This window comes from Amycolatopsis sp. VS8301801F10, assembly GCF_046195355.1.
Taxonomy (GTDB): domain Bacteria; phylum Actinomycetota; class Actinomycetes; order Mycobacteriales; family Pseudonocardiaceae; genus Amycolatopsis.
Window position 1 is genome coordinate 2560858 of record NZ_CP176065.1, and the last position, 23222, is coordinate 2584079.

The 23222-nt window shown below is 68.0% G+C and carries 20 protein-coding genes and 1 tRNA gene; 7 read left to right on the forward strand and 14 right to left on the reverse strand.

Features of this window, described 5'->3' with window-relative positions:
* Window positions 1–79 precede the first annotated feature (79 nt).
* Complete coding sequence (locus F9C11_RS12490; RefSeq protein WP_409185023.1) at window positions 80–1795, forward strand: S8 family serine peptidase; 1716 nt, start codon at window positions 80–82, stop codon at window positions 1793–1795.
* A gap of 42 nt (window positions 1796–1837) precedes the next feature.
* On the opposite strand, the gene F9C11_RS12495 is transcribed toward F9C11_RS12490, so the two are convergent.
* The 5 genes from F9C11_RS12495 to F9C11_RS12515 form a co-directional block, all read right to left on the reverse strand.
* The gene (locus F9C11_RS12495) at window positions 1838–3352 is read right to left on the reverse strand and encodes an alpha/beta hydrolase (RefSeq protein ID WP_409185024.1); all 1515 of its coding nucleotides are present in this window, start codon (window positions 3350–3352) and stop codon (window positions 1838–1840) included.
* Between the two features lie 28 nt (window positions 3353–3380).
* Entirely contained in the window at window positions 3381–4886 is a 1506-nt protein-coding gene (locus F9C11_RS12500; RefSeq protein ID WP_409185025.1) for an alpha/beta hydrolase, read from the reverse strand.
* 101 nt (window positions 4887–4987) lie between these two features.
* Window positions 4988–6508: an alpha/beta hydrolase gene (locus F9C11_RS12505; protein ID WP_409185026.1), complete on the reverse strand. Its 1521-nt coding sequence runs from the start codon at window positions 6506–6508 to the stop codon at window positions 4988–4990.
* Window positions 6509–6664: 156 nt separating this feature from the next.
* A complete protein-coding gene (locus tag F9C11_RS12510; protein ID WP_409185027.1) occupies window positions 6665–7384 on the reverse strand; it encodes an ABC transporter permease in 720 nt (239 codons plus the stop codon).
* Window positions 7385–7402: 18 nt separating this feature from the next.
* A complete protein-coding gene (locus F9C11_RS12515; RefSeq protein WP_409185028.1) occupies window positions 7403–8287 on the reverse strand; it encodes an ABC transporter ATP-binding protein in 885 nt (294 codons plus the stop codon).
* A gap of 135 nt (window positions 8288–8422) precedes the next feature.
* Here F9C11_RS12515 and F9C11_RS12520 point away from each other — a divergent pair, with 135 nt between their 5' ends.
* Window positions 8423–9562, forward strand: a complete 1140-nt coding sequence (locus F9C11_RS12520; protein ID WP_409185029.1) for a sensor histidine kinase — start codon at window positions 8423–8425, stop codon at window positions 9560–9562.
* Window positions 9559–10161 carry a DNA-binding response regulator gene (locus F9C11_RS12525; RefSeq protein ID WP_409185030.1) on the forward strand — a complete coding sequence of 201 codons (603 nt, stop codon included), beginning with the start codon at window positions 9559–9561 and terminating at the stop codon, window positions 10159–10161. Before F9C11_RS12520 ends, F9C11_RS12525 begins: the two co-directional genes overlap by 4 nt.
* 40 nt (window positions 10162–10201) lie before the next feature.
* Here the strand turns inward: F9C11_RS12525 and F9C11_RS12530 are convergent, their stop codons facing one another.
* On the reverse strand, window positions 10202–11692 hold the full coding sequence (locus tag F9C11_RS12530) for a S10 family peptidase (protein WP_409185031.1): 1491 nt from the start codon (window positions 11690–11692) through the stop codon (window positions 10202–10204).
* A gap of 52 nt (window positions 11693–11744) precedes the next feature.
* Here F9C11_RS12530 and F9C11_RS12535 point away from each other — a divergent pair, with 52 nt between their 5' ends.
* The 3 genes from F9C11_RS12535 to F9C11_RS12545 all read left to right on the forward strand — a co-directional run bounded on the left by F9C11_RS12535 (window position 11745) and on the right by F9C11_RS12545 (window position 13997).
* Window positions 11745–12428 carry a uracil-DNA glycosylase gene (locus tag F9C11_RS12535; protein WP_409185032.1) on the forward strand — a complete coding sequence of 228 codons (684 nt, stop codon included), beginning with the start codon at window positions 11745–11747 and terminating at the stop codon, window positions 12426–12428.
* Window positions 12429–12512: 84 nt separating this feature from the next.
* Window positions 12513–13841 (forward strand): NAD(P)/FAD-dependent oxidoreductase, encoded by a 1329-nt coding sequence (locus F9C11_RS12540; protein WP_409185033.1) that lies wholly within the window; start codon window positions 12513–12515, stop codon window positions 13839–13841.
* An 82-nt stretch (window positions 13842–13923) separates the two neighbouring features.
* Window positions 13924–13997 (forward strand) — tRNA-Leu (locus F9C11_RS12545).
* A gap of 13 nt (window positions 13998–14010) precedes the next feature.
* Here the strand turns inward: F9C11_RS12545 and F9C11_RS12550 are convergent.
* Window positions 14011–14406, reverse strand: coding sequence for a hypothetical protein (locus F9C11_RS12550; protein WP_409185034.1), 396 nt, complete (start codon window positions 14404–14406; stop codon window positions 14011–14013).
* Between the two features lie 23 nt (window positions 14407–14429).
* On the opposite strand from F9C11_RS12550, the gene F9C11_RS12555 reads away from it, so the two are divergent.
* On the forward strand, window positions 14430–14630 hold the full coding sequence (locus F9C11_RS12555; protein ID WP_409185035.1) for a hypothetical protein: 201 nt from the start codon (window positions 14430–14432) through the stop codon (window positions 14628–14630).
* Between the two features lie 411 nt (window positions 14631–15041).
* Here F9C11_RS12555 and F9C11_RS12560 read toward each other — a convergent pair whose 3' ends face one another.
* The 7 genes from F9C11_RS12560 to F9C11_RS12590 form a co-directional block, all read right to left on the reverse strand.
* Window positions 15042–16733 (reverse strand): ABC transporter ATP-binding protein, encoded by a 1692-nt coding sequence (locus F9C11_RS12560; RefSeq protein ID WP_409185036.1) that lies wholly within the window; start codon window positions 16731–16733, stop codon window positions 15042–15044.
* The gene (locus F9C11_RS12565; RefSeq protein ID WP_409185037.1) at window positions 16714–17157 is read right to left on the reverse strand and encodes a lasso peptide biosynthesis B2 protein; all 444 of its coding nucleotides are present in this window, start codon (window positions 17155–17157) and stop codon (window positions 16714–16716) included. Before F9C11_RS12565 ends, F9C11_RS12560 begins: the two co-directional genes overlap by 20 nt.
* On the reverse strand, window positions 17154–17408 hold the full coding sequence (locus F9C11_RS12570) for a lasso peptide biosynthesis PqqD family chaperone (RefSeq protein ID WP_409185038.1): 255 nt from the start codon (window positions 17406–17408) through the stop codon (window positions 17154–17156). The genes F9C11_RS12565 and F9C11_RS12570 overlap by 4 nt, the downstream gene beginning before the upstream one ends.
* Window positions 17392–19230 carry an asparagine synthase-related protein gene (locus tag F9C11_RS12575; protein ID WP_409185039.1) on the reverse strand — a complete coding sequence of 613 codons (1839 nt, stop codon included), beginning with the start codon at window positions 19228–19230 and terminating at the stop codon, window positions 17392–17394. Before F9C11_RS12575 ends, F9C11_RS12570 begins: the two co-directional genes overlap by 17 nt.
* A 129-nt stretch (window positions 19231–19359) precedes the next feature.
* The gene (locus F9C11_RS12580) at window positions 19360–19509 is read right to left on the reverse strand and encodes a lasso RiPP family leader peptide-containing protein (RefSeq protein ID WP_409185040.1); all 150 of its coding nucleotides are present in this window, start codon (window positions 19507–19509) and stop codon (window positions 19360–19362) included.
* A 546-nt stretch (window positions 19510–20055) separates the two neighbouring features.
* Window positions 20056–21750: a GMC oxidoreductase gene (locus F9C11_RS12585; RefSeq protein ID WP_409185041.1), complete on the reverse strand. Its 1695-nt coding sequence runs from the start codon at window positions 21748–21750 to the stop codon at window positions 20056–20058.
* Window positions 21751–21862: 112 nt separating this feature from the next.
* Window positions 21863–23104, reverse strand: coding sequence for a PucR family transcriptional regulator (locus tag F9C11_RS12590; RefSeq protein ID WP_409185042.1), 1242 nt, complete (start codon window positions 23102–23104; stop codon window positions 21863–21865).
* Window positions 23105–23222 lie beyond the last annotated feature (118 nt).

A 23222-nucleotide genomic window follows, 5' to 3' on the forward strand; every position in this document is an offset into this window, starting at 1 on the left:
GCGATTCCTCCGGTTTGCCGATTGCTGTACGCGGTGTCCGCTATGTACGTTGCATTGTCGGTTTTCCTGAGGAGGACTCGTGAAAAGACCAAGATTACTCGCAGTGGCACTCGCGGTGCCATTGTTCGGTGCGGTGTCCGGCGTCGCTCTTCCTGCGGCGTCGGCCCAACCCGCCGGCCCGGTAACGGAATTCAGCGTGCTGGCGCGGGATGGCCAGAGTGTCGCTGCCGCGCAGCAGGCCGTGCGCGACGCGGGCGGCACGATTGTCGCGACCAATACCGCGGTCGGGTTGATCACCGCCACCGCGCCCGCTTCTGGCTTCGCTGAACGGGTTTCGGCCAACCGCGCGGTATTCGGCGCGGCCAAGGCGAAAGCGATCGGCAGCGCGCCGAAGGCGGGCAAGAAGGAGAAGCCGGACGCGGTCGAGAAGGAAGGTCGCGGCAGGGTGTCGCGCAAGGCCGCGGCGAACAAGGCGGTCGGCACCGACCCGCTGGACGATCAGCTCTGGGGCCTCAAATCGACCCGCTCCGACCTCGCGCGCACCAAGCAGGCGGGCGACAAGCGGGTGAAGGTCGGCATCATCGACACCGGTGTCGACGGCAGTCACCCGGACATCGCGCCGAACTTCGACAAAGCCGATTCGCGCAACTTCACCAAGGACATCGTCGCCGACGTCAACGGCACTGTGGTCGACGGGCCGTGCGAATACCGCGGCTGTGTCGACCCGGTGGACCACGACGACAACGGCCACGGCACGCACGTCGCCGGCACGATCGCCGCGGCGGCCAATGGATTCGGCGTGTCCGGGGTGGCGCCGAATGTGACGCTGGTGAACGTCCGCGCCGGACAGGATTCCGGGTATTTCTTCCTGCAGCCGACGGTCGACGCGCTGACGTATTCCGGCGACGCGGGACTCGACGTCGTCAACATGAGCTTCTACGTGGACCCGTGGCTGTACAACTGCCGGTCGAATCCGGCGGATTCCGCTGCGGAGCAAGCAGAACAACGCACGGTCATCGAGGCGACCACGCGGGCGTTGAATTACGCGCACGGCAAGGGCGTGACGATGGTGGTCGCGCTCGGCAACCAGCACGACGAGCTGGCCGCGCCGCACGACGACGTCACGAGCCCGGACTATCCGGCGAACGGGACGCACCCGCGGAAGATCGACAATTCCTCGTGCTTCTCGCTGCCGGTCGAAGGTCCGCACACGATCGGTGTCGGCTCGTTCGGTCCGACGCAGAAGAAAGCGGATTACTCGAACTACGGGACCGAGCAGATTTCCGTTTCCGCCCCGGGCGGATTCTTCCGGGACGGCTACGGCACGCCGTGGTACCGGACGGTGGAGAACGAGATCCTTTCCACGTACCCGCGCAATGTCGGCGTGGCGGCGGGCAACATCGACGCGGAAGGCAATGTGACTCCGGCCGGCGTCGCGCTCGGCGTGCAGAAGGCGACGGCGGCGGACGGCCGGGTCGGCTATTACCAGTGGCTGCAAGGGACTTCGATGGCCGCTCCCCATGCGACTGGGGTCGCCGCGCTGATCGTTTCCCAGTACGGCAAGAAGACCGGGCATTCGGTTTCGATGGACCCGGACGCGGTGCAGCGGGTGCTGGAAGGCACTGCCTCGCCGATCGCGTGCCCGGTGCCGAGGACGGTCGATTACCTGAAGGAGGGCCGGGACGCTTCGTTCACGGCTACCTGCTTGGGTGACGCGTCGTTCAACGGTTTCTACGGACATGGTTCGGTGGACGCCTATTCCGCGGTGACGCGGGGTTCGGCGTTCCTGCGTTGAGCGAGCGGCGGTGGGGCGGGCGATCCGCCCCACCACCTGCTTTCAGTACTGCCGCAGCCGGTTCATGATCTTGTCGGCTGCCTGCTGTTGTTGCGGGGTAAGCGTTCGGGCGTTCGCTTCGGCGCCACAGAATTTGTCGGTCGCCGGACGGACACCGCGCACGAGATAGTCGACGGCGGCGTTGAAGCCGCAGCTGTTCAAGGACGGCAGAGCGACGCCATGTCCGCCTTGGTCCACAGTGACCATTCGCGCCCGGTCGCCGAACTGCGCGCGGGTTTCCAGCGCGCCGGACAACGGGGTCGCCGGGTCGCGCAGGTTCTGGAGCAGCAACAGATTCGACGGCCCTTGGTCGCTGAACTGCACCGGCGATTCGACCGGCTGATACGGCCAGAAGGCGCACGCCCAGACGTTCGCGGTCGAGCCTCCGAGCATGGGGTACTTGACCCGGTCGTGTGCGACGTTTTCCTGATAGGTCGAGATCTGCCGGGGCCACGCGTGGTCGCCGCACACCACCGAGAGCATCGTGCCCACTTGGCTCTGGACCGGCCCGGTGGTGCTCGGCAGCGCACCAGCCGGAGGCGCCTGGCCGGTGCGGAAGGCTTGCCATAGCTGCGCCAACAGGGGGAACGTCGAGGTCTGGTAGATCAGGCCGTGCGTTGCCGACCGGAAAAGCGAACCGTCGAATCCCGCGGTGGGATGCTGGTCTAGTTGGTCGGCGAGCTGGAAGAAGGTCGTGGTGACTTCGGCTGGCGTGGAGCCGAGACCGTAGCTCGAATCGCGGACAGCGGCCCACTTGGCGAAGTCCGGGAAGCGGTCCTGCATGCCTTCGGCGAAGCGCCGGGACGCGGTGATGTCGTACCCGCCCGGTCCGAGAACGCTGTCGAGCACGACGCGGTCGGTCCGGTCCGGGAACAGGGAGGCGTATACGCCGCCGAGGTAGGTGCCATATGACAGGCCGAAGTAGGAGATCTTAGCTTCGCCGAGCGCGGCGCGGATCTGGTCCATGTCTCGGGCGGTGTTGGCGGTGGTGATGTACGGCAGGACCGACGCGGAGGCCGAACTAGCGCATTGCCGAGAGATCTTTTTGGCGGATACTGCGGCCGCTTCGACTTCGGCGGCGTTGTGCGCGTAATTCGGCACGATGGCGAGGATCTGTTCCGGTTTCAGGTCACAGCTCACCGGGCTGCTGTGCTCGATTCCGCGCGGATCGAAGCCGATCAGGTCATACTCGGCGAGCAGACTCGTGGGAATGCCTAACTGAGTCATTTCCAACGGGAAAGTGAGACCGGGTACACCGGGGCCGCCCGGGTTGAACAACAGGACGCCGCGTCGTTTGGCCGGGTCGCTGCTGGGGAGGCGGGAGATTTCGACGCTGATCTTCTTGCCGGTTGGATTGCGGTAGTCCAGCGGTACTTCGAGCGACGCGCATTGCAGTGCTGGAGCCAAGATGTCTGCTGGACACTTGCCCCAGTGCACTGAGGGAGGAGCGGCGGACGCCGGGGCCGCCGTCGCGGTCAACGCGGCGGCGGCGAGTACGGCGAGCAATGTTCTTCGCACGGTTTTCCTTCTTAAGTCGATCGTCGGTTCAGTACTGCCGCAGTTGATCGATCAACCGGTCGGCTGCCTGCTGTTGCTGCTCGCTGAGTCTGCGAGCGTTCGCTTCGGCACCGCAGAATTTGTCGGTGGCCGGGCGGGTTCCGTGCACCAGGTAGTCGGTGACGGCGGCGAAACCGCAACCGTTCAGGAACGGAAGTCCCACGCCGTGGCCGCCTTGGTCCACAGTGACCATTCGCGCCCGATTGCCGAACACTTCGCGGGTTTCGAGCGCACCGGACAGCGGGGTCGCCGGGTCGCGCAGGTTCTGGACCAGCAGCAGGTTCGACGGTCCTTGGTCGCTGAACTGCACCGGGGGTTCGAGCGGCTGCTTGGCCCAATGCGCACAGGGCCAGACGTTCGCCGCCGAGCCGCCGAGCATCGGGTACTTGGCCCGGTCGTGCGCGACGTTTTCCTGGTAGGTCGAAATCTGCCGCGGCCAGGCGTTGTCCCCGCACAGCACCGAGATCATGGTGGATCGCTGGCTTTGGTCCGCATTCACGGCGGGCAGCTGTGCCGAGCCGGGCTGGTCATTGAGAAGCGCTTCCCAGATCTGCGCCAGCCGGGGGAAGGAGAACGTCTGGTAGCTCAGGCTGTGCGTGCCCAACCGGAAGAGGGAGCCGTCGAGGCCTCCTGCGGGGTGCCGGTCGAGCTTGTCCGCGAGGGCGAAAAAGGTCGCGGTGACTTCGGCGGGAGTGGCCCCGAGACCGTAACTCGAATTGCGGACGGCAGCCCATTTCGCGAAGTCCGGGAAACGGTCTTGCATTCCTTCGCCGAAGCGCCGTGCGGTGGTGACGTCGACACCACCCGGCCCGACGACGCTGTCGAGCACGACGCGGTCGGTGCGGTCCGGGAACAGCGAGGCGTATACGCCGCCGAGGTAGGTGCCATATGACAGGCCGTAGTAGGAGATCTTAGCTTCGCCGAGGGCGGCGCGGATCTGGTCCATGTCTCGGGCGGTGTTCGCGGTGGTGATGTACGGCAGGATCGGCGCGGAGGCCGAATCGGCGCATTTTCGGGCGATCTGCTTCGCAGTTGCCGAGGCCTGGACGACTTCTTCGCGGTTGTGCGCATACTTGGGCGCGAGCACAAGCTGTTCAGGACTCAGCTCGCAGTTCACGGGGGTGCTGTGCTCGACTCCTCGCGGGTCGAAGCCGATCAGGTCGTACTCCGCGAGCAGGCTTGCCGGTGCGCCGAGGCTCGCCCAGGTCAGCGGGAAGGTCAGTCCGGGGCCCCCGGGACCGCCGGGGTTGAACAGCAGGACGCCGCGTCGTTTGGCCGGGTCGCTGCTGGGGAGGCGGGAGATTTCGACGCTGATCTTCTTGCCGCCTGGGTTCCGGTAGTCCAGCGGTACTTGGAGGGCCGCGCATTGCAGGACTGGAGAGGATATGTCGGCCGGGCACGGGCCCCAGTGCAGTGCGGGTTTAGCAGCCGATGCCGGAAGCGCCGTCGCGGTCAACGCGGCGGCGGCGAGTACGACGAGCAATGTTCTTCGCACGGTTTTCCTTCCTTTGTCGAGAGCTGACCGCGGGACGGAAAAGACGGTGGGGCGGAATTACCGGCCCCACCGTCTTTTTCATCGTCCCGCCCATCGCCGGTTCAGTGTCGCGTCATCCGGTCGAGAATCCGGTCGGCCGCCTCCTGTTGCTGCTGGCTGAGCCGGCGAGTGTTCGTTTCGGCGCCGCAGAATTTGTCGGTGTCCGGACGCGTGCCGTTCACCAGGAACTCCGCGACGGCACCGAATCCGCAGCTGTTCGTGTACGGGAGCGCGGCGCCGTGGCCGCCCTGGTCCACGGTGACCATCCGGGCCCGGTCGCCGAACTGCGCGCGGGTTTCCAGCGCGCCAGACAGCGGGGTCGCCGGGTCCCGGGTGTTCTGGACCAGCAACAGGTTCGCCGGACCCTGGTCGCTGAACTGCACCGGAGGTTCGATCGGCTGCTTCGGCCAGTGCGCGCACGGCCACACGTTCGCCGTCAAGCCGCCGAGCATCGGGTACTTGGCGCGGTCCTGCGCGACGTTTTCCTGGTAGGTCGAAATCTGTCGCGGCCACGCGTTGTCCCCGCACAGAATGGAGATCATCGTGCCGGTCTCGCTCTGTTCGGCGGGCGTCGGGGCAGGCGGCACCGCGCCCGGCGGTACCTGGTTCGCGAGGAGCGACTGCCAAGCTTGCGCCAGCCTCGGGAATGTCTGGGTTTGGTATGTCAGGTTGTGCGTCTCCAACCGGAAGTACGAACCGTCGATCCCGGCCACCGGGGTTTTGTCGAGTTTGTCCGCGAGCTTTCCGAAGGTCGCGGTGACGGCGGCCGGGGTGGCGCCGAGACCGTAGACGGAATCGCGGACGGCGGCCCATTTCGCGAAGTCCGGGAAGCGGTCCTGCATGCCTTCGGCGAACCGCCGCGCCGCGGTGACGTCGTACCCGCCCGGCCCGAGAACGCTGTCGAGCACCATCCGGTCGGTCCGGTCCGGGAACAGCGTCGCGTATGCCCCGCCGAGGTACGTGCCATACGAGTAGCCGAGGTAAGAGATCTTAGCCTCGCCGAGGGCGGCCCGGATCTGGTCCATGTCCCGCGCGGTGTTCGCGGTCGTCAGATAGGGCAGCACTGGGGCGGATTCCGAGGCCGCACACTGCTGTGCGATCCCCTTGGCGAACGCGGAGGCGGCGACGACGTCGGCCTCGGTGTGCGCGTACTTCGGAGCGATCACCAGCTGCTCCGGGCTCAGGCCGCAGTTCACCGGACTGCTGTGGCCGACGCCGCGGGGGTCGAAGCCGATCAGGTCGTACCGGGCTAGCACGCTGGTCGGGACGCCGGACCGGACCAGGTCCAGCGGGAAGGTCAGACCGGGGCCGCCCGGGCCGCCCGGGTTGAACAGCAGCACTCCGCGCCGAGCGGCCGGATCGGTGCTCCGCAGCCTCGAGACCTCGATGCTGATCTTCTTTCCGCCCGGCTGCCGGTAATCCAGCGGCACCTCGAGCGACGCGCACTGCAGTTGCGGCGGCGCGGCGGCGTCGGCCGGACACGCTCCCCAGTTCACCCCGGGCTTCGGGGGAGCCGCGTACGCCGGAGCGGCGGGCGCCGTCAACGCGGCGGCCGCCAGCGCGACGAATAGTTGTTTTCGCACTGTCTTCCATCCTTTGCCGAGATCAAGCGAACTCAGGAAACTGACGGGAAAGCGCACGAAATCAGCTGGGCACCCGGACATTCGGCTGCCGCGGACACGTCGACGATCGGAAGCGAGGCCGACGTTACTCCGGTCTCCTCGGTCCCGGAAGGGGTTTCACCGGCGCGGTTCCCAGCGGAATAGTCGGGCCGCCAGGGTGCCGCTGAGAATCAGCCACGCCGCGATCGGGCCGAGCAGGACGAGTGAGTCGGCGGCCGAGGTTCCGCCATTCCAGGAATTCAATACGAGTTCGGTGGCCGCGCCGCCGGGAAGAAGGCGTTTCAGCAGGGACAGCTGTTCGGTTCCGGTGATTCCGATCCAACTTGCGACCGCGAGGACCGCGAGCGTGACCGGCAGCGTGGTGACCTGGGCGTGCTCCGGCGAGTTCGTGAGACCGGCGGTGGCGAGGCCGAGCGCGACCATCATGGCGATGGTGGCGACGACCGCGACGACCAGCAGCAGCGGGTTCTTCGGCGCGCCGGCGACCGCGCCGAGGACGCCGAGGATGACGCCGACCTGGATCGTGGTGAGCGCGGTGATCGGGAGGAGCAGGCCGACGAGAATGCCGGGGTCGCTCGCCGCGGTTGAGCGCAGGCGCTTGAGGAACAGGTTCTGCCGCCGGGCGGCGAGGATGGTGACGGTGGTGGTGTACAGGCCGATCGCGGTGATGAAGAAAAGCGTGAGTGCCGCGATATAGCCGAGGCTGCCGAGCTGGGCGAAAGTTTCGTGCCGGGAAATGAAGAACGCGCTGAACGCGACCGGCAGGATCAATGCGGTGACTAGTACCAGGCGATTCCGGAAGAGCTGAAGCAATTCGCCGCGGGCAATCGAGAGCATGGGGAAACCTTTCGGTGATTACGCGTTGCTGATGGCGCGGAAGACGTCGTCGAGCCGGGTCGGTCCGGCCTCCAGTTCGGTCAGTTCCACGGCGCGGTCCTGTGCCCAGCCGAGCAGGGTGTGCAGGTCTTTCTGCAGGCCGAAGGTCTCGATGAGGAACCGGCCGTCTTCCTCGCGGGTCGCGTGCAGCGGCGGTGCTGGCGAATGCGCTGGAAGTCCAAAGCGGATGGTCGCGGGCAGCGTCCGGGTCAGTTCGGCGACGGTGCCTTCGCGGTTGAGCGTGCCCTGGTGCATCAGCCCGATGCGATCGGCGTGCTGTTGGGCTTCCTCGAGGTAATGCGTGGTCAGGACGATGGTGGTGCCGTCCTCGCGGAGCCGGTCCACCGCCTTCCACAGCGCGTCGCGCGATTGGATGTCCAGACCAGTGGTCGGCTCGTCGAGGAAGACCAGGTCCGGAGTTCCGTACACGGCGGTCGCGAAGTCCAGCCGGCGCTTCTCGCCGCCGGAGAGCTGCGAGACCCTGGTGGTGGCTTTGCGCGTGAGGTCGGTGATGCCGAGCAGCCGCTCGACGGTGTCGCTGCGCTGGGTCAGGCTGCCGATCAGCTGGACGGACTCCCGCACGGTCAGGTCCGGCGAAAAACCGCTTTCCTGCAGCATGATCCCCATCCGGGGACGCACCGAAGCCCGGTCGCGCGGGTCCTTTCCGAACACCCGCACGGTGCCTGAGCTGGGTGCCCGGTGCCCCTCGACGGTCTCCAGCGTCGAGGTCTTCCCGGCGCCGTTCGTGCCGAGCAGCGCGTACAGTTCGCCGCGGGCGACCTGGAACGAGAGGTCGCGCACGGCCTGGAAATCGCCGTAGGTGAGATTCAGCCGGTCGACGGCGATGACTGGGGTCGTGGGCATGCTCCGATTCCAGCCGTTTCCGCAGGTCTCGAGTAGTGCGGTCACGTCAGCCGAAAACATGACGCAGCGTCACTGGTGGGGCCAGCGCGGCTGCGGCATGCTGGGTCCGAATTCCGCGGCCGAGGCTGGAGCACCATGATCGAGATCCGTCCCCCGTGGACGCGCCGCACGGCCTGGGCCAGCGGCGCGGTCCAGGACCGGCTGCGACGGCTCAACCTCATGACGGTGATGCCGCCGCTGCTGCTCGTCGGGGTGGCGCTGGTGGCCTTCGCGTCGAAGACCTGGTGGCACGTCGTCATCCAGCTGGTCGGGCTGCTGGCCGCGGTGGTCACCGCGGAACGCTGGACGGCCGGCGATTTCCTCCGCGTCGCGCGGCCGTGCCTGGTGCTGACCGCGTTCGTCTGGCTCGCCGGGGCGCTCAGCGACCAGAGCGCGGCGTTCTTCGGGCTGACCATGGTCGGTTCGTTCCTGATCCCGCCGCTGGTGCGGCACCGGCTCGCCGCGCTGGTCGGCCTCGCGGTGCTGACCGGAGCGATCGGCGCGACGAATCTGCTGATGTACGACGACAAGGCCGGCGCGCGAGTGCTCGCTTTCGTCGTGTCGCCGGCCATCGCCGCGGCGCTGTCGACGGCGTTTATGTTCGCCAGCCAGAAGTTCTACGACCTCGTCGTGGAACTGGAAGAGTCCCGGGAGAAGGAAGCCGAGCTGGCGGTGGTCCGGGAGCGCGTCCGGTTCGCCAGCGAGCTGCACGACATCCAGGGACACACACTGCACGTGGTCAAGCTGAAGGTGGCGCTCGCGGAGAAGCTGCTGCACCGGGATCTCGACCGGGCCCAGGAGGAATTGCGCGAGGTGCACGCTCTCGTCGGCGAAACCATCGTGCAGACCAAGGAACTCGCTTACGCCCAGCGGCGGCTCAATCTGTCCGCGGAGCTGGAGAACGCGAAGAACCTCTTCGAGGCGGCCGGGATCCATGTGCGCATCGACCGGCAGGCGCAGGTCAGCACGGGGGCGGACGAGCTGCTCGGCCAGGTGCTGCGCGAGACCGCCACGAACATCCTCCGGCACGCGCAAGCCCGGCAGGTGCGGATCACCTTGACCGAAACGGGGATCAGCATCGTCAACGACGGGGTCGCGGACGGTGCCGCGCCGGTACTGAGTGGACTGTCCACTTTGGCGGACCGGCTGGCGGATCAGGGCGGAGAACTGACGGTGGAACAGAAGGACGGCAGATTCGTGACCGCCGCGTCCTTTCCCGAAAAGGGGGCGCGATGACGACGGTGGTGCTCGCCGACGACGAAGCCCTGCTCCGCAAGGCGATGGCCGCGCTGCTGCCGATGGAAGGCGAGATCACCGTGCTCGCCGAGGCGGAGGACGGCGAGGCGGCGGTGCGGGCCGCGCTGGCGCATCGGCCGGACGTGCTGGTGATCGACCTGGAGATGCCCAATGTGGACGGACTGGGCGCGGTCGCGCGGATCCGGCGGGAGCGGCCGGAGCAGGTGGTCCTGATGCTGACCCGGCACGCACGGCCGGGCGTGCTGCGCAAGGCGCTGAAGCTCGGCGTGCAGGGATTCGTCAGCAAATCGGCGGAACCGGCGCACATCGCGGAGGTGATCCGGACGCTGGCCGAGGGCAAACGCTGGATCGACCCGGACGTCTCGGCGCTCGCCGTGGTGGACGATTGTCCGTTGACAGTACGGGAAATCGACGTGCTGCGCGCGACGCGGGAGGGGTATTCGGTCGCGGACATCGCGACGCAGCTGCATCTGGCGGCGGGGACCGTGCGGAATTACCTGTCCAACGCGATGCAGAAAACGCAGACGCGGACCCGGCACGAGGCGGCGCGGTACGCGCGGGAGCACGACTGGTTGTGAGTGCCTATGCCGGTTCTAACCGGCATAGGCACTCACGAGGTCACCGGTTGGACGCCTTCTTCACGAACTTGCCCAGGTCCTTCGACTGCTGCACCCGCGACGGTTCGTGCACGTACATCATGTGCCCGGCCGGGTAGTAAGCCGTGTCGATGTTCTCCCGCAGTTCCTCGGGAATCTTGAGCTGCGCGAGCACGTACTCGGACGCGTAGTACGCCGTCGCGCCGTCGTAGTGTCCAAAGGCGACGTGGACCTGCAAGTGCGGATTGGCCCGCATCGCCGCGCTCAAGGTGTCCACAACGGACACCGATCGGCCCTCGAACTCCTTGTAGGACCAGGCCTTGAACACCTCGGTGGACAGAATCTCGTACGGAAGGTCGTTCTCGTAGCCGAGTTCGGCGCGCACGTAGTGGTTGAACCCGGCGGAGTAGGCGCCGATGATCCGCGACACCGACGGGTCGTCGCTCATGTGCTCGACGCCGCCGTCCGGCTCCCACGTGGTGAACCGGCCGTCCATCCGGCCGACGGTTTTGCCCTGGTCGCGCAGCAGTTCGGTGAAGAACCGGACGTGCTCGATCCGCAGGTTCACTCGGTCCACATAGGACTCGCTGAGCCCGGTGAGCGACGCGAGCGTCTGCACCGCCTCGGTACGGTCCTGAGTGGACAGCCGAGCGCCGCGGGAAAGCGCCCACGGCAGTTCCTTCGAGGCGAAGTCCTCGGCGTCGGCGAGCACGTCGTCGAGCGGACGGTCGCCGTGACGGCCGTGGTAGTGCGCGATCGCCGCGTACGTGGGCAGGTACAGCGAGTACGGCAGGTCGTTGCCCTCGTGGAAGCGCAACGTGCCGAGGTCCAGAACGGACGAGATGAGCATCAATCCGTTGAGGTAGAGGCCGTAGCGCTCCTGCAGATGCCCGGCCAGCGCGGCCGCGCGCAGCGTGCCGTACGACTCGCCGGCCAGGAACTTCGGCGACAGCCAGCGCTGGTTGCGCGAAACCCACAGCCGGATGATCTCCGCGACCGATTCGACGTCGCCCTGGAATCCGGTGTACGGCTGGGATTCGCCGCCCTCGGCCACCCGCGAGTAGCCGGTCTGGACCGGGTCGATGAACACCAGGTCGCTGTGCGCGAGCAGGCTTTCCGGGTTGTCCTCGAGCCCGTACGGCGGCGGCACCGGGTCGTCGACGTCGCCGGACAGCACCCGGCGCGGCCCGAGCAGGCCCATGTGCAGCCAGATGCTGGAGGAACCGGGGCCGCCGTTGAAGGCGAAGGTGACCGGCCGCGTGCCGGGGTCGGCGTCGTCCAGGGTGTAGGCGGTGAGGAACACCTCGGCCTTGGCCTGGTAGCCCTCGAACTTGCCGTCCTTTTTGACCTCCTGGCGGAGCACGATCCGGCCGGTCTGGGCGGTGTAGGCGAGCTTGCGCCGCTTGACGGTGAGGGTGTGCTGCGTCGTGACGAGGTCGTCGACGGGCTCCGCCGCCTTCGTCTCCTCGTCCTTGGTCTTCTCGGCGGTCTCGTCCGCGGTGGTGTCGGCCATGGCCCCAACCTATCCCGCGTTACCGTGGCAGCACACCGAGCGGAGGAGATCGATGCGCACGTTCGCCGAGCTCGACGCGCAGCTGGTGCGGTGCCGCGCGTGCCCGCGGCTGGTCGAGTGGCGCGAAGGCGTGGCCGGGACGAAGGCCGCGTTCGCCGGGGAGCCGTACTGGGCGCGGCCGGTGCCCGGTTTCGGCGCGGAGGACGCCGCGCTGGCCGTGGTCGGGCTCGCGCCGTCCGCGCACGGGGCCAACCGCACCGGGCGGATGTTCACCGGCGACCCGTCCGGGGACTTCCTCTTCCGCGTGCTGTACGAGGTCGGTCTCGCGTCGCAGCCGGTGTCGGCCGCCATCGGCGACGGCCTCACGCTGCGCGGCACCCGGCTCGTCTCGCCGGTCCGCTGCGCGCCGCCGGAGAACCGGCCGACCCCCGCTGAGCGGGACACCTGCCGGCACTGGCTGGCCGACGAACTGGACCTGCTGCGGCCGACCCTGCGTTCGATCGTCGTGCTCGGCGCGTTCGGCTGGCAAGCGCTCCTGCCAGTGCTTTCGGCGGCGGGCTGGCCGGTGCCGAAACCCCGTCCGGCCTTCGCGCACGGCGCCCGGCTGCAGCTCGGCGACCTTGCGGTGTTCGGCTGTTACCACGTGTCACCGCGCAATGTCCAGACCGGTCGTGTGACGCAGCCCATGGTGGTGACCGCGTTCACCGCCGCGGCCTCGGCCGCAGGCCTCATCTGAATCGTGACAACCAGCGTGGCGATGCTGGTCACAGCGGGGTGGGGTACCCGAGCGAAGCAGCTTCGGAAGTGCGACTATAGGTACATGGCTGCTGCGAAGTCGGAACCGACTCGGATCCTCGTCCTCGGTGGTGGATACGTCGGCCTGTACACCGCGTACGGGCTTCAGAAGATGCTGCGCGCCAACGAGGCCTCCGTGACCGTCGTTGACCCGCAGCCGCACATGACCTACGCCCCGTTCCTGCCCGAGGCGGCGGCCGGCGCGATCGAGCCGCGGCACGTGGTCGTGCCGCTGCGCCGCGTGCTGAAGCGCTGCCACGTGCTGACCGCGCGGGTCACGAAGATCGAGAACGAGCGCAAGTCCGTCACGGTCGAGGCCGCCGACGGCCACGTCGAGACGCTGAACTACGACGTGCTCGTGGTCGCGCTCGGCGCCGTCGCGCGGATCCTGCCGATCCCGGGTCTCGCCGAGGAGGGCATCGCCTTCAAGACCATCGGCGAAGCGATCTACCTGCGCAACCACATCATGACCAAGCTGGACGAGGCGGCCAGCACGCTCGACCCCGAGCTGCGCAAGCGCCTGCTCACGTTCACCGTGGTCGGCGGCGGGTTCGCGGGCATCGAGGCGCTGGCCGAACTCGAGGACATGACCCGCTTCGCGGTCGAGAACTACTACCCGAACATCAAGCCGTCGGACATCCGCTGGGTGATGGTCGAGGCGGCCGGGCGGATCCTGCCCGAGGTGCGCGAGACGCTGGGCGTGTACACGGTGCAGCAGCTGGAGAAGCGCGGCATCGAGGTCTACCTGTCGACCGCGGCGAAGTCGTTCGAAAACGGCCACGTCGTGCTCTCGGACGGCACCGAGTTCGACACCGACACGATCATCTGGACCGCGGGCGTGAAGGCCAACCCGGTCCTCGCGAGCTCGGACCTGCCGCTCGACAAGCGCGGCCGCGTCGAGGCCACCGCGGCGATGCAGGTCGTCGGCCACCCGGACGTCTGGACCGCCGGCGACAACGCGGCCATCCCGGACCTCTCGCGCACCGAACAGGACCCGACGGCCACCTGCCCGCCGAACGCCCAGCACGCGGTCCGCCAGGCCCGCCTGCTGGCGAAGAACATCATCAAGGTGATCCGCGGCGGACAGCCGAAGGACTACTACCACAAGAACCTGGGCGCGGTCGCGAGCCTCGGCCTGCACAAGGGCGTGGCGGACGCACTGAACCTGAAGATCAAGGGCTTCCCGGCGTGGCTCTTCCACCGGGCGTACCACCTCAAGGCGATGCCCACGTGGAACCGCAAGATCCGCATCCTGTTCGACTGGATGCTGGGCGGGTTGTTCCGGCGGGAGGTCATCTCGCTGGGGCAGATCAACAACCCGAAGGAAGAGTTCAACCGGGCCAGCAAGGGCTGAGTTGGTTGTTGTGGTGAAGCCGGGTCGCCTTCGGGTGGCCCGGCTTTGTCGTGTCCTGGGGCGGGTTCGCTAGGGTGGGTGGGCCCCCGTAGCCCAATTGGCAGAGGCAGTCGACTTAAAATCGACCCAGTGCGGGTTCGAACCCCGTCGGGGGCACCGTTTCGGCTGGTCAGGACGGTTCTTCCGAACCGGGTTCAAGATCAACCCCCGGTTTATCCCCGGAATTCCCGGAGTCCGGGTCGAGCCACATGCTTTCCAGCGCGACGGCGTTCTCCGGCGAGACCGTCGTGCGGTCCATGTACACGTCCTGCGTCATCGACGGCTTGCTGTGGCCGAGCTGGTTGGCAATCTCTCGCGGGCTGACCCTAGCGTCGTCGAGCACAGTACTGGTGGTCTTCCGGGACGCATGCGACTTGACCCAGGCGAACTCGTCGGTGCCCCGGGCGTTGCGGATGTCCCGCCGGGTGTTCGATGGGTCGCGGAGCCCGCCGAGCGAGTCCGGGAAAACCGGGCTGGCAGGACCTCGTCCGTCTTCCTGGGCAATCCGCAGTCGCTCACGCAGCATCAAGGCGGCCCCGGGACCGCAGGGTGGAGCAGATCTCGTCCAGCGCGGCCGGGTTCCATGCCCGGACATCGGCCAGCGACACCACCAGCGCGGTCCCCGCATCGTCGGAGGGCTGGGAAGACCCCGGCCGCGGTGTGGTCGCCGCGCTGGGACCGCTCGGCCGCGAGGTCCAGGTTGTCGCCGAACCGCTGTGCCTGGTCGCACCATTGCACGAAGGTGGTTGACATGGACTCGCGGCAGCGCCCGGCGGAAGCCGCGGCCTTTCCTGCCCTGATCGCGCCGGCGATCTTGCCCGCTGCTTCCGTACGGCGCAGACATCCGGTCTTTTCTCCAGCCTGTCTCCCCGCTGCCTTCATCGCGTCCGGCACATCGCGTATCCCATCACCCTTAATTGGGTATCTGGCAGAGGAAACGCGAAGGCACACTCACGACTGTCTGAGTAGAACTGCACGGGAGCGCGCCGCTACGGCTCGGTGGCCGAGCGATTGTCGTGAGCCGGGGTTGCGGTTACCGGCGGTGCTCATTTTCCGCCGAGCAGCGCGACGAAATGTGCCTCGATCTCGTCCAAGTCCGGTTGTTTGCCAGCGATCGCGCAGCAACTGTAATCGGCGTGCGGGCCACCGGGCTGGGGTGGCTTACAGCGTGCTGATCCGGCCGTTCTCCAAAGTAAGCACCTTCTGCGCCCGACGCACCGTAGCCGGACGGTGGGCGATCACCAGCAACGCACACTCCCCAGCCACCTGTTCCAGTGTCCGGGCAAACGCAGCCTCGTTGACCGCATCCAGTTGGGACGTTGGTTCGTCCAGCAGGAGGAGTTCCGGGCGCGCCAGGAGGGCTCTCGCGATGGCCAGGCGTTGCCGTTGGCCTCCGGACAGCATGCCGCCGTGTTCGCCTGCGGGGGTTTCCAAACCGGTCGGGAGGCGGGTGACGAATTCTGTCAGGTTGGTTTTCTCCAGAGCATCCCGGATTTGCTCGTCGGTCGCGTCGGGGGCGGCGTAGGTGAGATTGTCTCGCAGGGTGCCGTGCAGGATGGGGGTCGTTTGTTCTACCAGGCCGATTCTTCGGCGGCATTCGGTGATCGACGGGTGGTGTCCGTTGAACAGGATGGTTCCTCGGTCCGGCTCATAGAAGCGTTCGATCAACGCGAGAATGGTGGATTTTCCGGCTCCGGAAGGGCCGACCAAAGCGACGTGGCCTCGGCGCGGGACGGTCAAGGAGACGCCTCGCAGTACTGGGCGGTCGGGGTGGTAGCTGAACCAGACGTCTCGGAATTCCAGGACTGGGGCGGTGGCGGGGGAAGCCGGTGAAGGGGGAGCCTGGTCGGTTTCTGTGGGGAGTTGAGTGAGGTCGTGGACCCGCTGGAAAGCGCCCAGTCCTTTTTGGACCGTGGCGGCCACTTCGAACAAACCGGCGCTGGGGACGGCGATATAACTGACGTAGAGAAGGAAAGCGACTAGCTCGGCAAGGGTGAGGTTTCCGTTGGCCACCTGGACTCCGCCAGTGACCAGAACCGCGATGAGGGCGCCGTGTGCGGAGAGGGTTACGGCTGGTGCTGCGATGGAGTTGAGGCGGGCGGCTCGGACGTTGTCTTGATAGGTCGTGCGCGCGTAGTGGCCGATGCGGGCGGTTTCGCGGTCTTCCGCGCGGGTGGCTCGGATGGTGCGGATGGCGCTGAGGGCTCGTTCCAGTTCCGCGGCCATCAGTCCCAGGTTGTCTTGCGCGCTTTCGGTGGCGTTTCGGATGCGCGCCAAGACAAAAAGCGTCACGCCGCCGACACCGCCGACTATGACGGCTACGATGCCGAACAGCAAGGGGCTCAGCAGGAGCATGGCGACGGTGCCGCCGATGACTACGAAGCTTCCGGTCAGCATTTCGACCAGGTCGTAGGCGAGGGTGTCGCGCAGCAGGGTCGTGTCGGCGGTCGTGCGGGACAGCAAGTCGCCGATGCGGTGTTGGTCGTACAGGCGCATGGGCAGCCGCAAAAGGTGGCTGACCAGGCGGATTCGCAGGCCTAATACGACGCCTTCTCCGGAGCGTTCCAGCCAGTATCTGCCGATGGTGTCCGCGACGGCCTCGGCGATGAACACGGCTACGAGTGCGACCAGCAGCCACCCGACCGTCCCGCCTTCTCCGACCGCGTCGATGGTATGCATGGCCAGCATGGGCTGCAGCAGGCCAAGTCCGGCACCGACTAGGGTGAAAAGCAGTGCGACGGCAATGGTTTTCCGGTGCCCTCGGGTGGTGGCGAACAGGTGGCGCAGGCCGGCCCGGGACTGGACGGGCTCGTCGGTGGCCGGCGGACTGGTGTCAGGGGCGGTGACGGTCATTCCGAGCGGTCCTTAGCGGGGCGACGGTCAGCAAAGGGGCGAAATATCCTGCGGGGTGGATTTCGTCGACAACTTGGCCATCGGCTTCGATCCACGCGTGGGCGCTGAAGGGTTGCGTGCGCACGCCGGTACGCCAGGTCGGCCAGGTGCCGTGCGCGCGGCACAGCAGGGCGGACGCGACGGAACGCAGCAGGCAACCGTCGCCCGCGCAGCGCAGGCTGATCGCGACTACTGATCGACGCGCGGTGCGGGCTTGCTCGAAGGTGGCGGGCCGCGCACCTCGCCGGGCGAAGCGCAGGATCGCGCAGAGATGCTTGGGGGACAACGCGGTCAGCACGGTCGCGACGCCGACCATCAGCAATGGCAGCAGTTTTCGGTGCCACGGCAGGTGAATTCGGTGCGGTACCACGGTCGGCTGGCTCATGCCGGTTCGACCAATCCGGCGGTGAGCAGGGTTTCGGTCATCGCGGCGATGTCGGCTCGCACCTGGGCGGCGTCGATGTCGTACCTGGCGGCGAGTTCGGCGGCGATCTGCTCGGCGGTCTCTCCGGCGAGGAGGCGGTCGAGGGTGTGCGCGCCGGTTCGGTTGACCTGCCAATAACTTCCGGTGCGTTTGTTGAGCAGGACCGAGCCGTCCGGAGTTTCGGTGAGTGCGGTGTCAGGGTGCAGGTGCATGGGTCCTCCGGTCGGTCGCTGGCCGGTTCTCGGCGATCGCCCGCAGCCACATTTCGCAGCCGAGCGTGGTCTCCAAGTGCGCTTCCACCTCGTCGTCCAGCCGCGGTTCGAGGAGGGCGGCCCGGAGCGCGTCCAGGTCGAGCAGGCCGCGAGCGGCCAGGGCCGAATCGGCGAAGTAGTCGAGCAGGTCGGGTACGTGCCGGTGCGCCTCGGCGTCATCGTCGTCCTGGTAGTTGCCCTTGGTGGTGCGGTCGAGGATGACGTCGGGAACCAGCCCGCGCATCGCGTCGGCGAGCAGCGGTTTGTACCGCCAGGGCGGGAAACGATCGGACGTCCGGACCGCGAGCGCGGCTTCGACGACCCGGTCGTCCAGGTACGGGAGGTCGAGCGGGACCCCGTCGGCGGCGTACTCCCGCTGGATCTGCTGACACAGCGGTCCGGCGGCACGCAGGCTGGTCAGCGCCTGGTGCTGGCCGCGGTCGGCGGCCAGCGGGGCGGCCTCGGCGGCGATTTCGTACAGCACCCGCCGCGTCGTCGCGAGCGCGTCGCCGGTGGCCCACGGCGCGGCCCGGACCGGGTCGGCCCAGCCCAGGTCCGGCGTGCCCAGCCGGGGCAGCGGGTCGGTCAGCTGGTCGGCCGACTCCCGCCACCAGTCGCTCCAGCTCTGCCGGTCGGCTAGCGCGGCCAGGGTCCGCGGCCACGACCACCGGCCCAGGCTGCGGTAGACCCGGAGCTGCCGCAGGCCGGTGAGCGGGCGACGGCGGACCAAGGTGTGGAGGTAGCTGGGCGTTCCGCTGAAGACCTCGTCCCCGCCGTGCCCGGCCAGGTGCAGGCCGGAACCGTGCTCGGCGAGCACGCGCACGCCGTGGGCGGAGCCGTTCAGCCCTCGGGTCATCGTCCACGGTGCTTCGAGGTCGTCCGTCGCATAGGGCGGGGCGAACAGCGCGGGCGCGCTGGCGTCGGACTGTTCGAGGTGCTCGATACCGGGGAGCCGCCGAGCCGCTTCGGCGGCGAAGAACGGGTCGTCGTTGGCGACGCTGCCTCCGGTCCACCGGAACGTGAACAGGTCGGAAGTCTGCTCGGCGGCGAGAAAACACAGCGTGGTCGAGTCCATTCCGCCGGACAGATCGAGCGACAGCCTGCCCTTGGCGGGGCGGCGATTCGCGACTGCTTCGCGCAGCGCGGCGCGGACCGCGGGAGCGCCTTTGCGGATCGGCAGGACCGGCTCCGGCGGATGCCACCAGCGGGCGGTGCGGACCGTGTCGTCGCCGGCCAGCGCGACGTAGGAATCCGGCGGCACCGGGTGCACGGTGAGCCACCAGCTTTTCTCGATCAGCGGGGGAAGCAGTTGCATCTGCGTCAGCTGCGCGGCGAGAAGATCCTCGTCCAGGTCCGCGCCGGTCATCGCGGCCAGCACGTCGGCGCGGGTGCCCGCGACCGGGACGGAGCCGATCCGGGCATGGAAGGCCCGGCGCAGGTTCGCCAGCGTGCCCTGCAGCCGGACCTGCCCGTTCACCGACGCGACGAGGTGCGCGCTGCCGGGCAGGACGCGGGCGAGCGCGTCCGCGTCGGCCACGGTCCGCGATCGGGCGGCGCAGGCGGTCAGCCGCTCGGCAGGCAGCGGGCAGAACCCGAACACGGCGATCCGGGCCCGGCCCGCGACGGCGACCTGGATTTCCCCGGGCTTCCAGCGACCGGCCAGCCACGGCCGCCCGGACGAATGGAACAGGACGTTCGGCCGCGGGTAAGGGACTCGCGGCAGCAGCGCGGCTCCGCCCGGCGAGTCGGGGAGGACGACAAGACTGCTCGGCTCTGCGTTCATCGGCACCCCGACCGGGATCGATTCGAACGACGGGAGTAAGTCGGTTCAGCGGGCTGACGCCAGGTGCGGGCCGCCTGCTCAGCGGAGGGGAAAGGGCGCGATTTCCCCGGGGTGATCGTCCATGCCTGCTCAGCGGGCGAAGGTGCGGCCGGAACGATAGAGCAGGCGCCCGCGCCAGCGGCTGTCGAGCGCGCCCCGGCCGAGCTGGCGGGTGTCGGTCGCGAAACGGCCGGCCGCGACTGCTTTCGGGGCTTGATAGCGCTCGGGAAGGGTTCTCACGGAAACCAGTCCTTTCTGCGATCGAGGAAACGCCGGGATGACGAACGTGGCTGAAGACCGGTTGACTCGACCTCCAGCCACGTCGGGTTCAGCTCAGCGGGCAGCAAGCGCTACCCGCGCGTCGTTCGCCTGCTCAGCGGCGGCGACGTCCGTGCCGGCGGTGGTCGCGTGCGCCGCGGCGGAGCCGCCGGGTGTCGGTCGCGAAGCATCCGGCAGAGGATGCCTCCGGGGCCTGATAGCGCTCGGGAAGGGTCTTCACAGAAACCAGTCCTCCTCTGTTCGCACTTTCTGCTGGAATTTCTTATGGGTTCGATAGCGATCGCTGATGAACTTTCTGCCACGTGCGAAGTCCTCCGCGCAGAACACGCTAGCAGGATGGCCGGGTCCGGGCACTCGCGCGTTCAGGCGAATCAGTTGGGCCGACGGAGAGGTCGGTTTTGTTTTTGATGAAAAATATGCGGAACGGTGCATTGGCCCCGTGGTCGAAATGCTTCTGGATGCGTACTGGATTCCGCTCCGGAAATGGTGCCGGGGGCTGCCGTGCGGTCAGGGAATGAGCGCGCCGGGAGCGTCGGCCGGGACCGCGGGATTCCGTGGGGCGACCGGGGCGATGCGTTCGTACGGTGCGCCCAGCGGGGGCCGCCGGTCTTGCTCGCCGCGGTTGGGCCACAGGGACATCGCGCGTTCGGCCTGGGCGGTGATCGTCAGCGACGGGTTTACCCCCAGGTTCGCCGAGATCGCCGAACCGTCGACGACGTGCAGGCCGGGATGGCCGTGGACGCGGTGGTACGGGTCCAGGACGCCGCGGTCCGGATCGTCGGAAATCGCGCAGCCGCCGAGGAAATGAGCGGTCATCGGGATGTTCAGGATCTCGCCGGTGGTGCCGCCGGCGATGCCGTCGATTTTCTCCGCGACACGGCGGGCGGCGTCGTTTCCGGCGGGGATCCAGGTGGGGTTCGGTTCGCCGTGGCCGGGGCTGGACGTCAGTTTGTGCCGTCCGGTGCGGGTGCGTTTGCTTGCGACCGTGATGGAATTGTCGAGCGTTTGCATCACCAGCAGGATGATGGTGCGTTCGGACCAGCGGCGCGGCGAAAACCAGGTGAGGTTGCGCGGATTCCTGGCGAACGCGCCGAGCCAGGTCAGCCAGCGCGGGACGGATGTGCCGCCGTCGGTGAGCGCGGTTTGCAGCAGCGACATCGCGTTGCTGCCTTTGCCGTAGCGGCACGGTTCGATGTGCGTGTGTTCGTCCGGGTGGATGGACGAGGTGATCGCGACGCCGCGGGTGAAGTCGACGTCCTTGCGGTTCGATTTCGCGCCGAGAATGGATTCGGAGTTCGTTCGGGTCAATCGGCCGAGGCTGGCAGAAATGTTCGGCAACGCGCCGGTTTCGCGGGCTTGGTGGAGCAGTTTCTGCGTGTTGTAGGTACCGGCGCTGAAGATGACGTCGCGGGCGAAGAAAGTGCGCACGTTTTTCCTGCGACGAGGCGACTTCCCGGTGCGGACCGCGGTGACGAGGTAGCCGCCGTCCGCGGGGCGCACGTCGAACACGGTGGTCATCGGGACGACGTGCGCGCCGAGTTGTTCGGCCAGATAAAGGTAATTGCGGTCCAGGGTGTTTTTGGCGCCGACGCGGCAGCCGGTCATGCAGGACCCGCATTCGGTGCAGGTTCGGCGGGCTGGTCCGGCGCCGCCGAAGAACGGGTCTGGCACTACGGTTCCGGCGGGAGTGTCCTTGTCGCCGAAGAAAACGCCGACCGGGGTGAGCCGGAAGGAAGAGCCGACACCCAGGTCGTCGGCGACTTCCCGGAGCACCTCGTCCGCCGCGGTGACGGTGGGGTTCTGGGTGACGCCGAGCATCCGGCGGGCCTGGTCGTAGTGCGGTTTCAGTTCGGCTTGCCAGTCGGTGACGTGCGCCCATTGCGGGTCTTCGAAAAACGGTGCGGGCGGTTCGTAGAGGGTGTTGGCGTAATTGAGAGAGCCGCCGCCGACGCCCGCGCCGCCGAGGATGACGACGTCTCGGAGCAGGTGGATGCGCTGAATCCCGTAGCAGCCAAGTCGCGGTGCCCACAGGAAATTCCGGACGTCCCACGAGGTTTTCGGCAGCGTATCTTCGGTACGGCGGGGCCCGGCTTCCAGCACGGTGACGCGATAGCCCTTTTCGGACAGTCGCAGTGCGCTCACGGAACCGCCGAAGCCGGAGCCGATCACGAGGACGTCGGTGTCTTCGCGGGTGTCGTTCATCGTGGTCCTCGCAGGTGGCGAACTCGTTCCCCGGAAGCCTTCCCGCCCGGCCGGACGCGGGCATCGGTCCGAAGACCGGGACGCCGGGACCCGACTGGTCCCGCGGCACAAATCAGTCCACCGGCCGGAGCACCGCCGGGCCCAGCAACCGGCACGCCAGCAGCGCCACCTCGACGTCGATCCGTCCCTCGGACAGCGGACGGCCGCGTTCCTGCTCGGCCTTGCGCAGCCGGTACTGGATGGTGTTCTTGTGCAGGTGCAGCTCCTGCGCGGCGATCATCAGGCTGCTCCCGCTGGACAGGTACGCCCACACCGTTTCGCGCATCCGGCGGTGTCCCTCGTCGTCGTCGGCCAGCGCGCCGAGCACCGACTGGACCCAGCCCGCGACCGCCGACGGATCCGCCGCGACCAGCGCCAACGGCCCGAGTTGCGCCGCCGCGGTGACGGGGCGCGGCTGGGTTCGCTCGGTCATCTGCGCGACGGCCTCGGCTTGGCGGGCCTGCTGGTGGGTGGTGCGGAATCCGGCCAGGCCGCTCGCCGGGTCGCCCAACGCGACGCGCACCGGATCGGGTGAACTGGCGAGCGCGGCGGACACCGCGTCGAGGTCGAGCGCCGAGGTCGGGAACCAGGCCCACACGGTCGAGGCGTCCGGGGCCACGACCAGCGGCGTGGTGTCGAGGGCGTTCGCGAGCAGCGCGGCGTGTCGTTCGAGGGCCGTCAACCGGTCGCTTTCGTCCAGTTCAGGGCCGCACCACAGCACCGCGCCGACGTGCCGTTCCGACAGCGCGTAGCCGAGGGTTTTCTCGACGTCGGCGGTGTCGATGGGCTTGCCGGACAACGCAGCCCGCACCTTCGCGAGCCGCGCCGCGTTGCGGTGCCGCAGCCAGGTGTCGCGTTCCAGCTGGTAGGCCTCGACGACCTCTTCGGAGATCTTGTCGATGTAGGTGAAGGCGACCTGCGACAGCACGGTGGCGGCGACCGCGACGTCCGCCGCATCCACCGGCTCGGCGGCGATCCGGGTGATCATCTCCTGCTGGAAGGCCGCCTGGCCGAGGCGGTACGCGCGCAGCATCGCGGTGATCGGCACCCGGCGTTGAGCCAGCCGCCGTGCGAACTCCAGCGCGACCGGCGGCGCCCCGACGTCCACCGGCTCCGTCGCGCCGCCCAGCACGCCCAGCGCGGCGACCAGGTTCTCCCGCACCGTGCTGTCGAGCAGCTCAGCGGCCTGCGCGTCGGGCGCGAGCGTAGGCAGTTCGGTGGTGACCTCCTCGGCGATTCGCGCGCGGAGCAGCGCGAGCTCGGCCAGGACCGAGTCCGCGACCTTGGCCAGCGTGGCGGCTGCCGTCGACGTCACAGGCAGCACCGTACGCCGGGTTCGTGCCCGGGACCCAACGCAGCCGGACGTTTCGGTTTCGCGCACAGTGTCGCGCCGCTCACGGATCCCTACCTTCAGCAAAACGACAGACCGCGTG

What these genes read in the sequence shown, in the direction of transcription:
- F9C11_RS12510 (WP_409185027.1), bottom strand. Translation starts at nt 7,384, where the DNA reads ATGCTCTCGATTGCCCGCGGCGAATTGCTTCAGCTCTTCCGGAATCGC.
- F9C11_RS12515 (WP_409185028.1), bottom strand. Translation starts at nt 8,287, where the DNA reads ATGCCCACGACCCCAGTCATCGCCGTCGACCGGCTGAATCTCACCTAC.
- F9C11_RS12520 (WP_409185029.1), top strand. Translation starts at nt 8,423, where the DNA reads ATGATCGAGATCCGTCCCCCGTGGACGCGCCGCACGGCCTGGGCCAGC.
- F9C11_RS12525 (WP_409185030.1), top strand. Translation starts at nt 9,559, where the DNA reads ATGACGACGGTGGTGCTCGCCGACGACGAAGCCCTGCTCCGCAAGGCG.
- F9C11_RS12530 (WP_409185031.1), bottom strand. Translation starts at nt 11,692, where the DNA reads ATGGCCGACACCACCGCGGACGAGACCGCCGAGAAGACCAAGGACGAG.
- F9C11_RS12535 (WP_409185032.1), top strand. Translation starts at nt 11,745, where the DNA reads ATGCGCACGTTCGCCGAGCTCGACGCGCAGCTGGTGCGGTGCCGCGCG.
- F9C11_RS12540 (WP_409185033.1), top strand. Translation starts at nt 12,513, where the DNA reads ATGGCTGCTGCGAAGTCGGAACCGACTCGGATCCTCGTCCTCGGTGGT.
- F9C11_RS12550 (WP_409185034.1), bottom strand. Translation starts at nt 14,406, where the DNA reads ATGCTGCGTGAGCGACTGCGGATTGCCCAGGAAGACGGACGAGGTCCT.
- F9C11_RS12560 (WP_409185036.1), bottom strand. Translation starts at nt 16,733, where the DNA reads ATGACCGTCACCGCCCCTGACACCAGTCCGCCGGCCACCGACGAGCCC.
- F9C11_RS12565 (WP_409185037.1), bottom strand. Translation starts at nt 17,157, where the DNA reads ATGAGCCAGCCGACCGTGGTACCGCACCGAATTCACCTGCCGTGGCAC.
- F9C11_RS12570 (WP_409185038.1), bottom strand. Translation starts at nt 17,408, where the DNA reads ATGCACCTGCACCCTGACACCGCACTCACCGAAACTCCGGACGGCTCG.
- F9C11_RS12575 (WP_409185039.1), bottom strand. Translation starts at nt 19,230, where the DNA reads ATGAACGCAGAGCCGAGCAGTCTTGTCGTCCTCCCCGACTCGCCGGGC.
- F9C11_RS12585 (WP_409185041.1), bottom strand. Translation starts at nt 21,750, where the DNA reads ATGAACGACACCCGCGAAGACACCGACGTCCTCGTGATCGGCTCCGGC.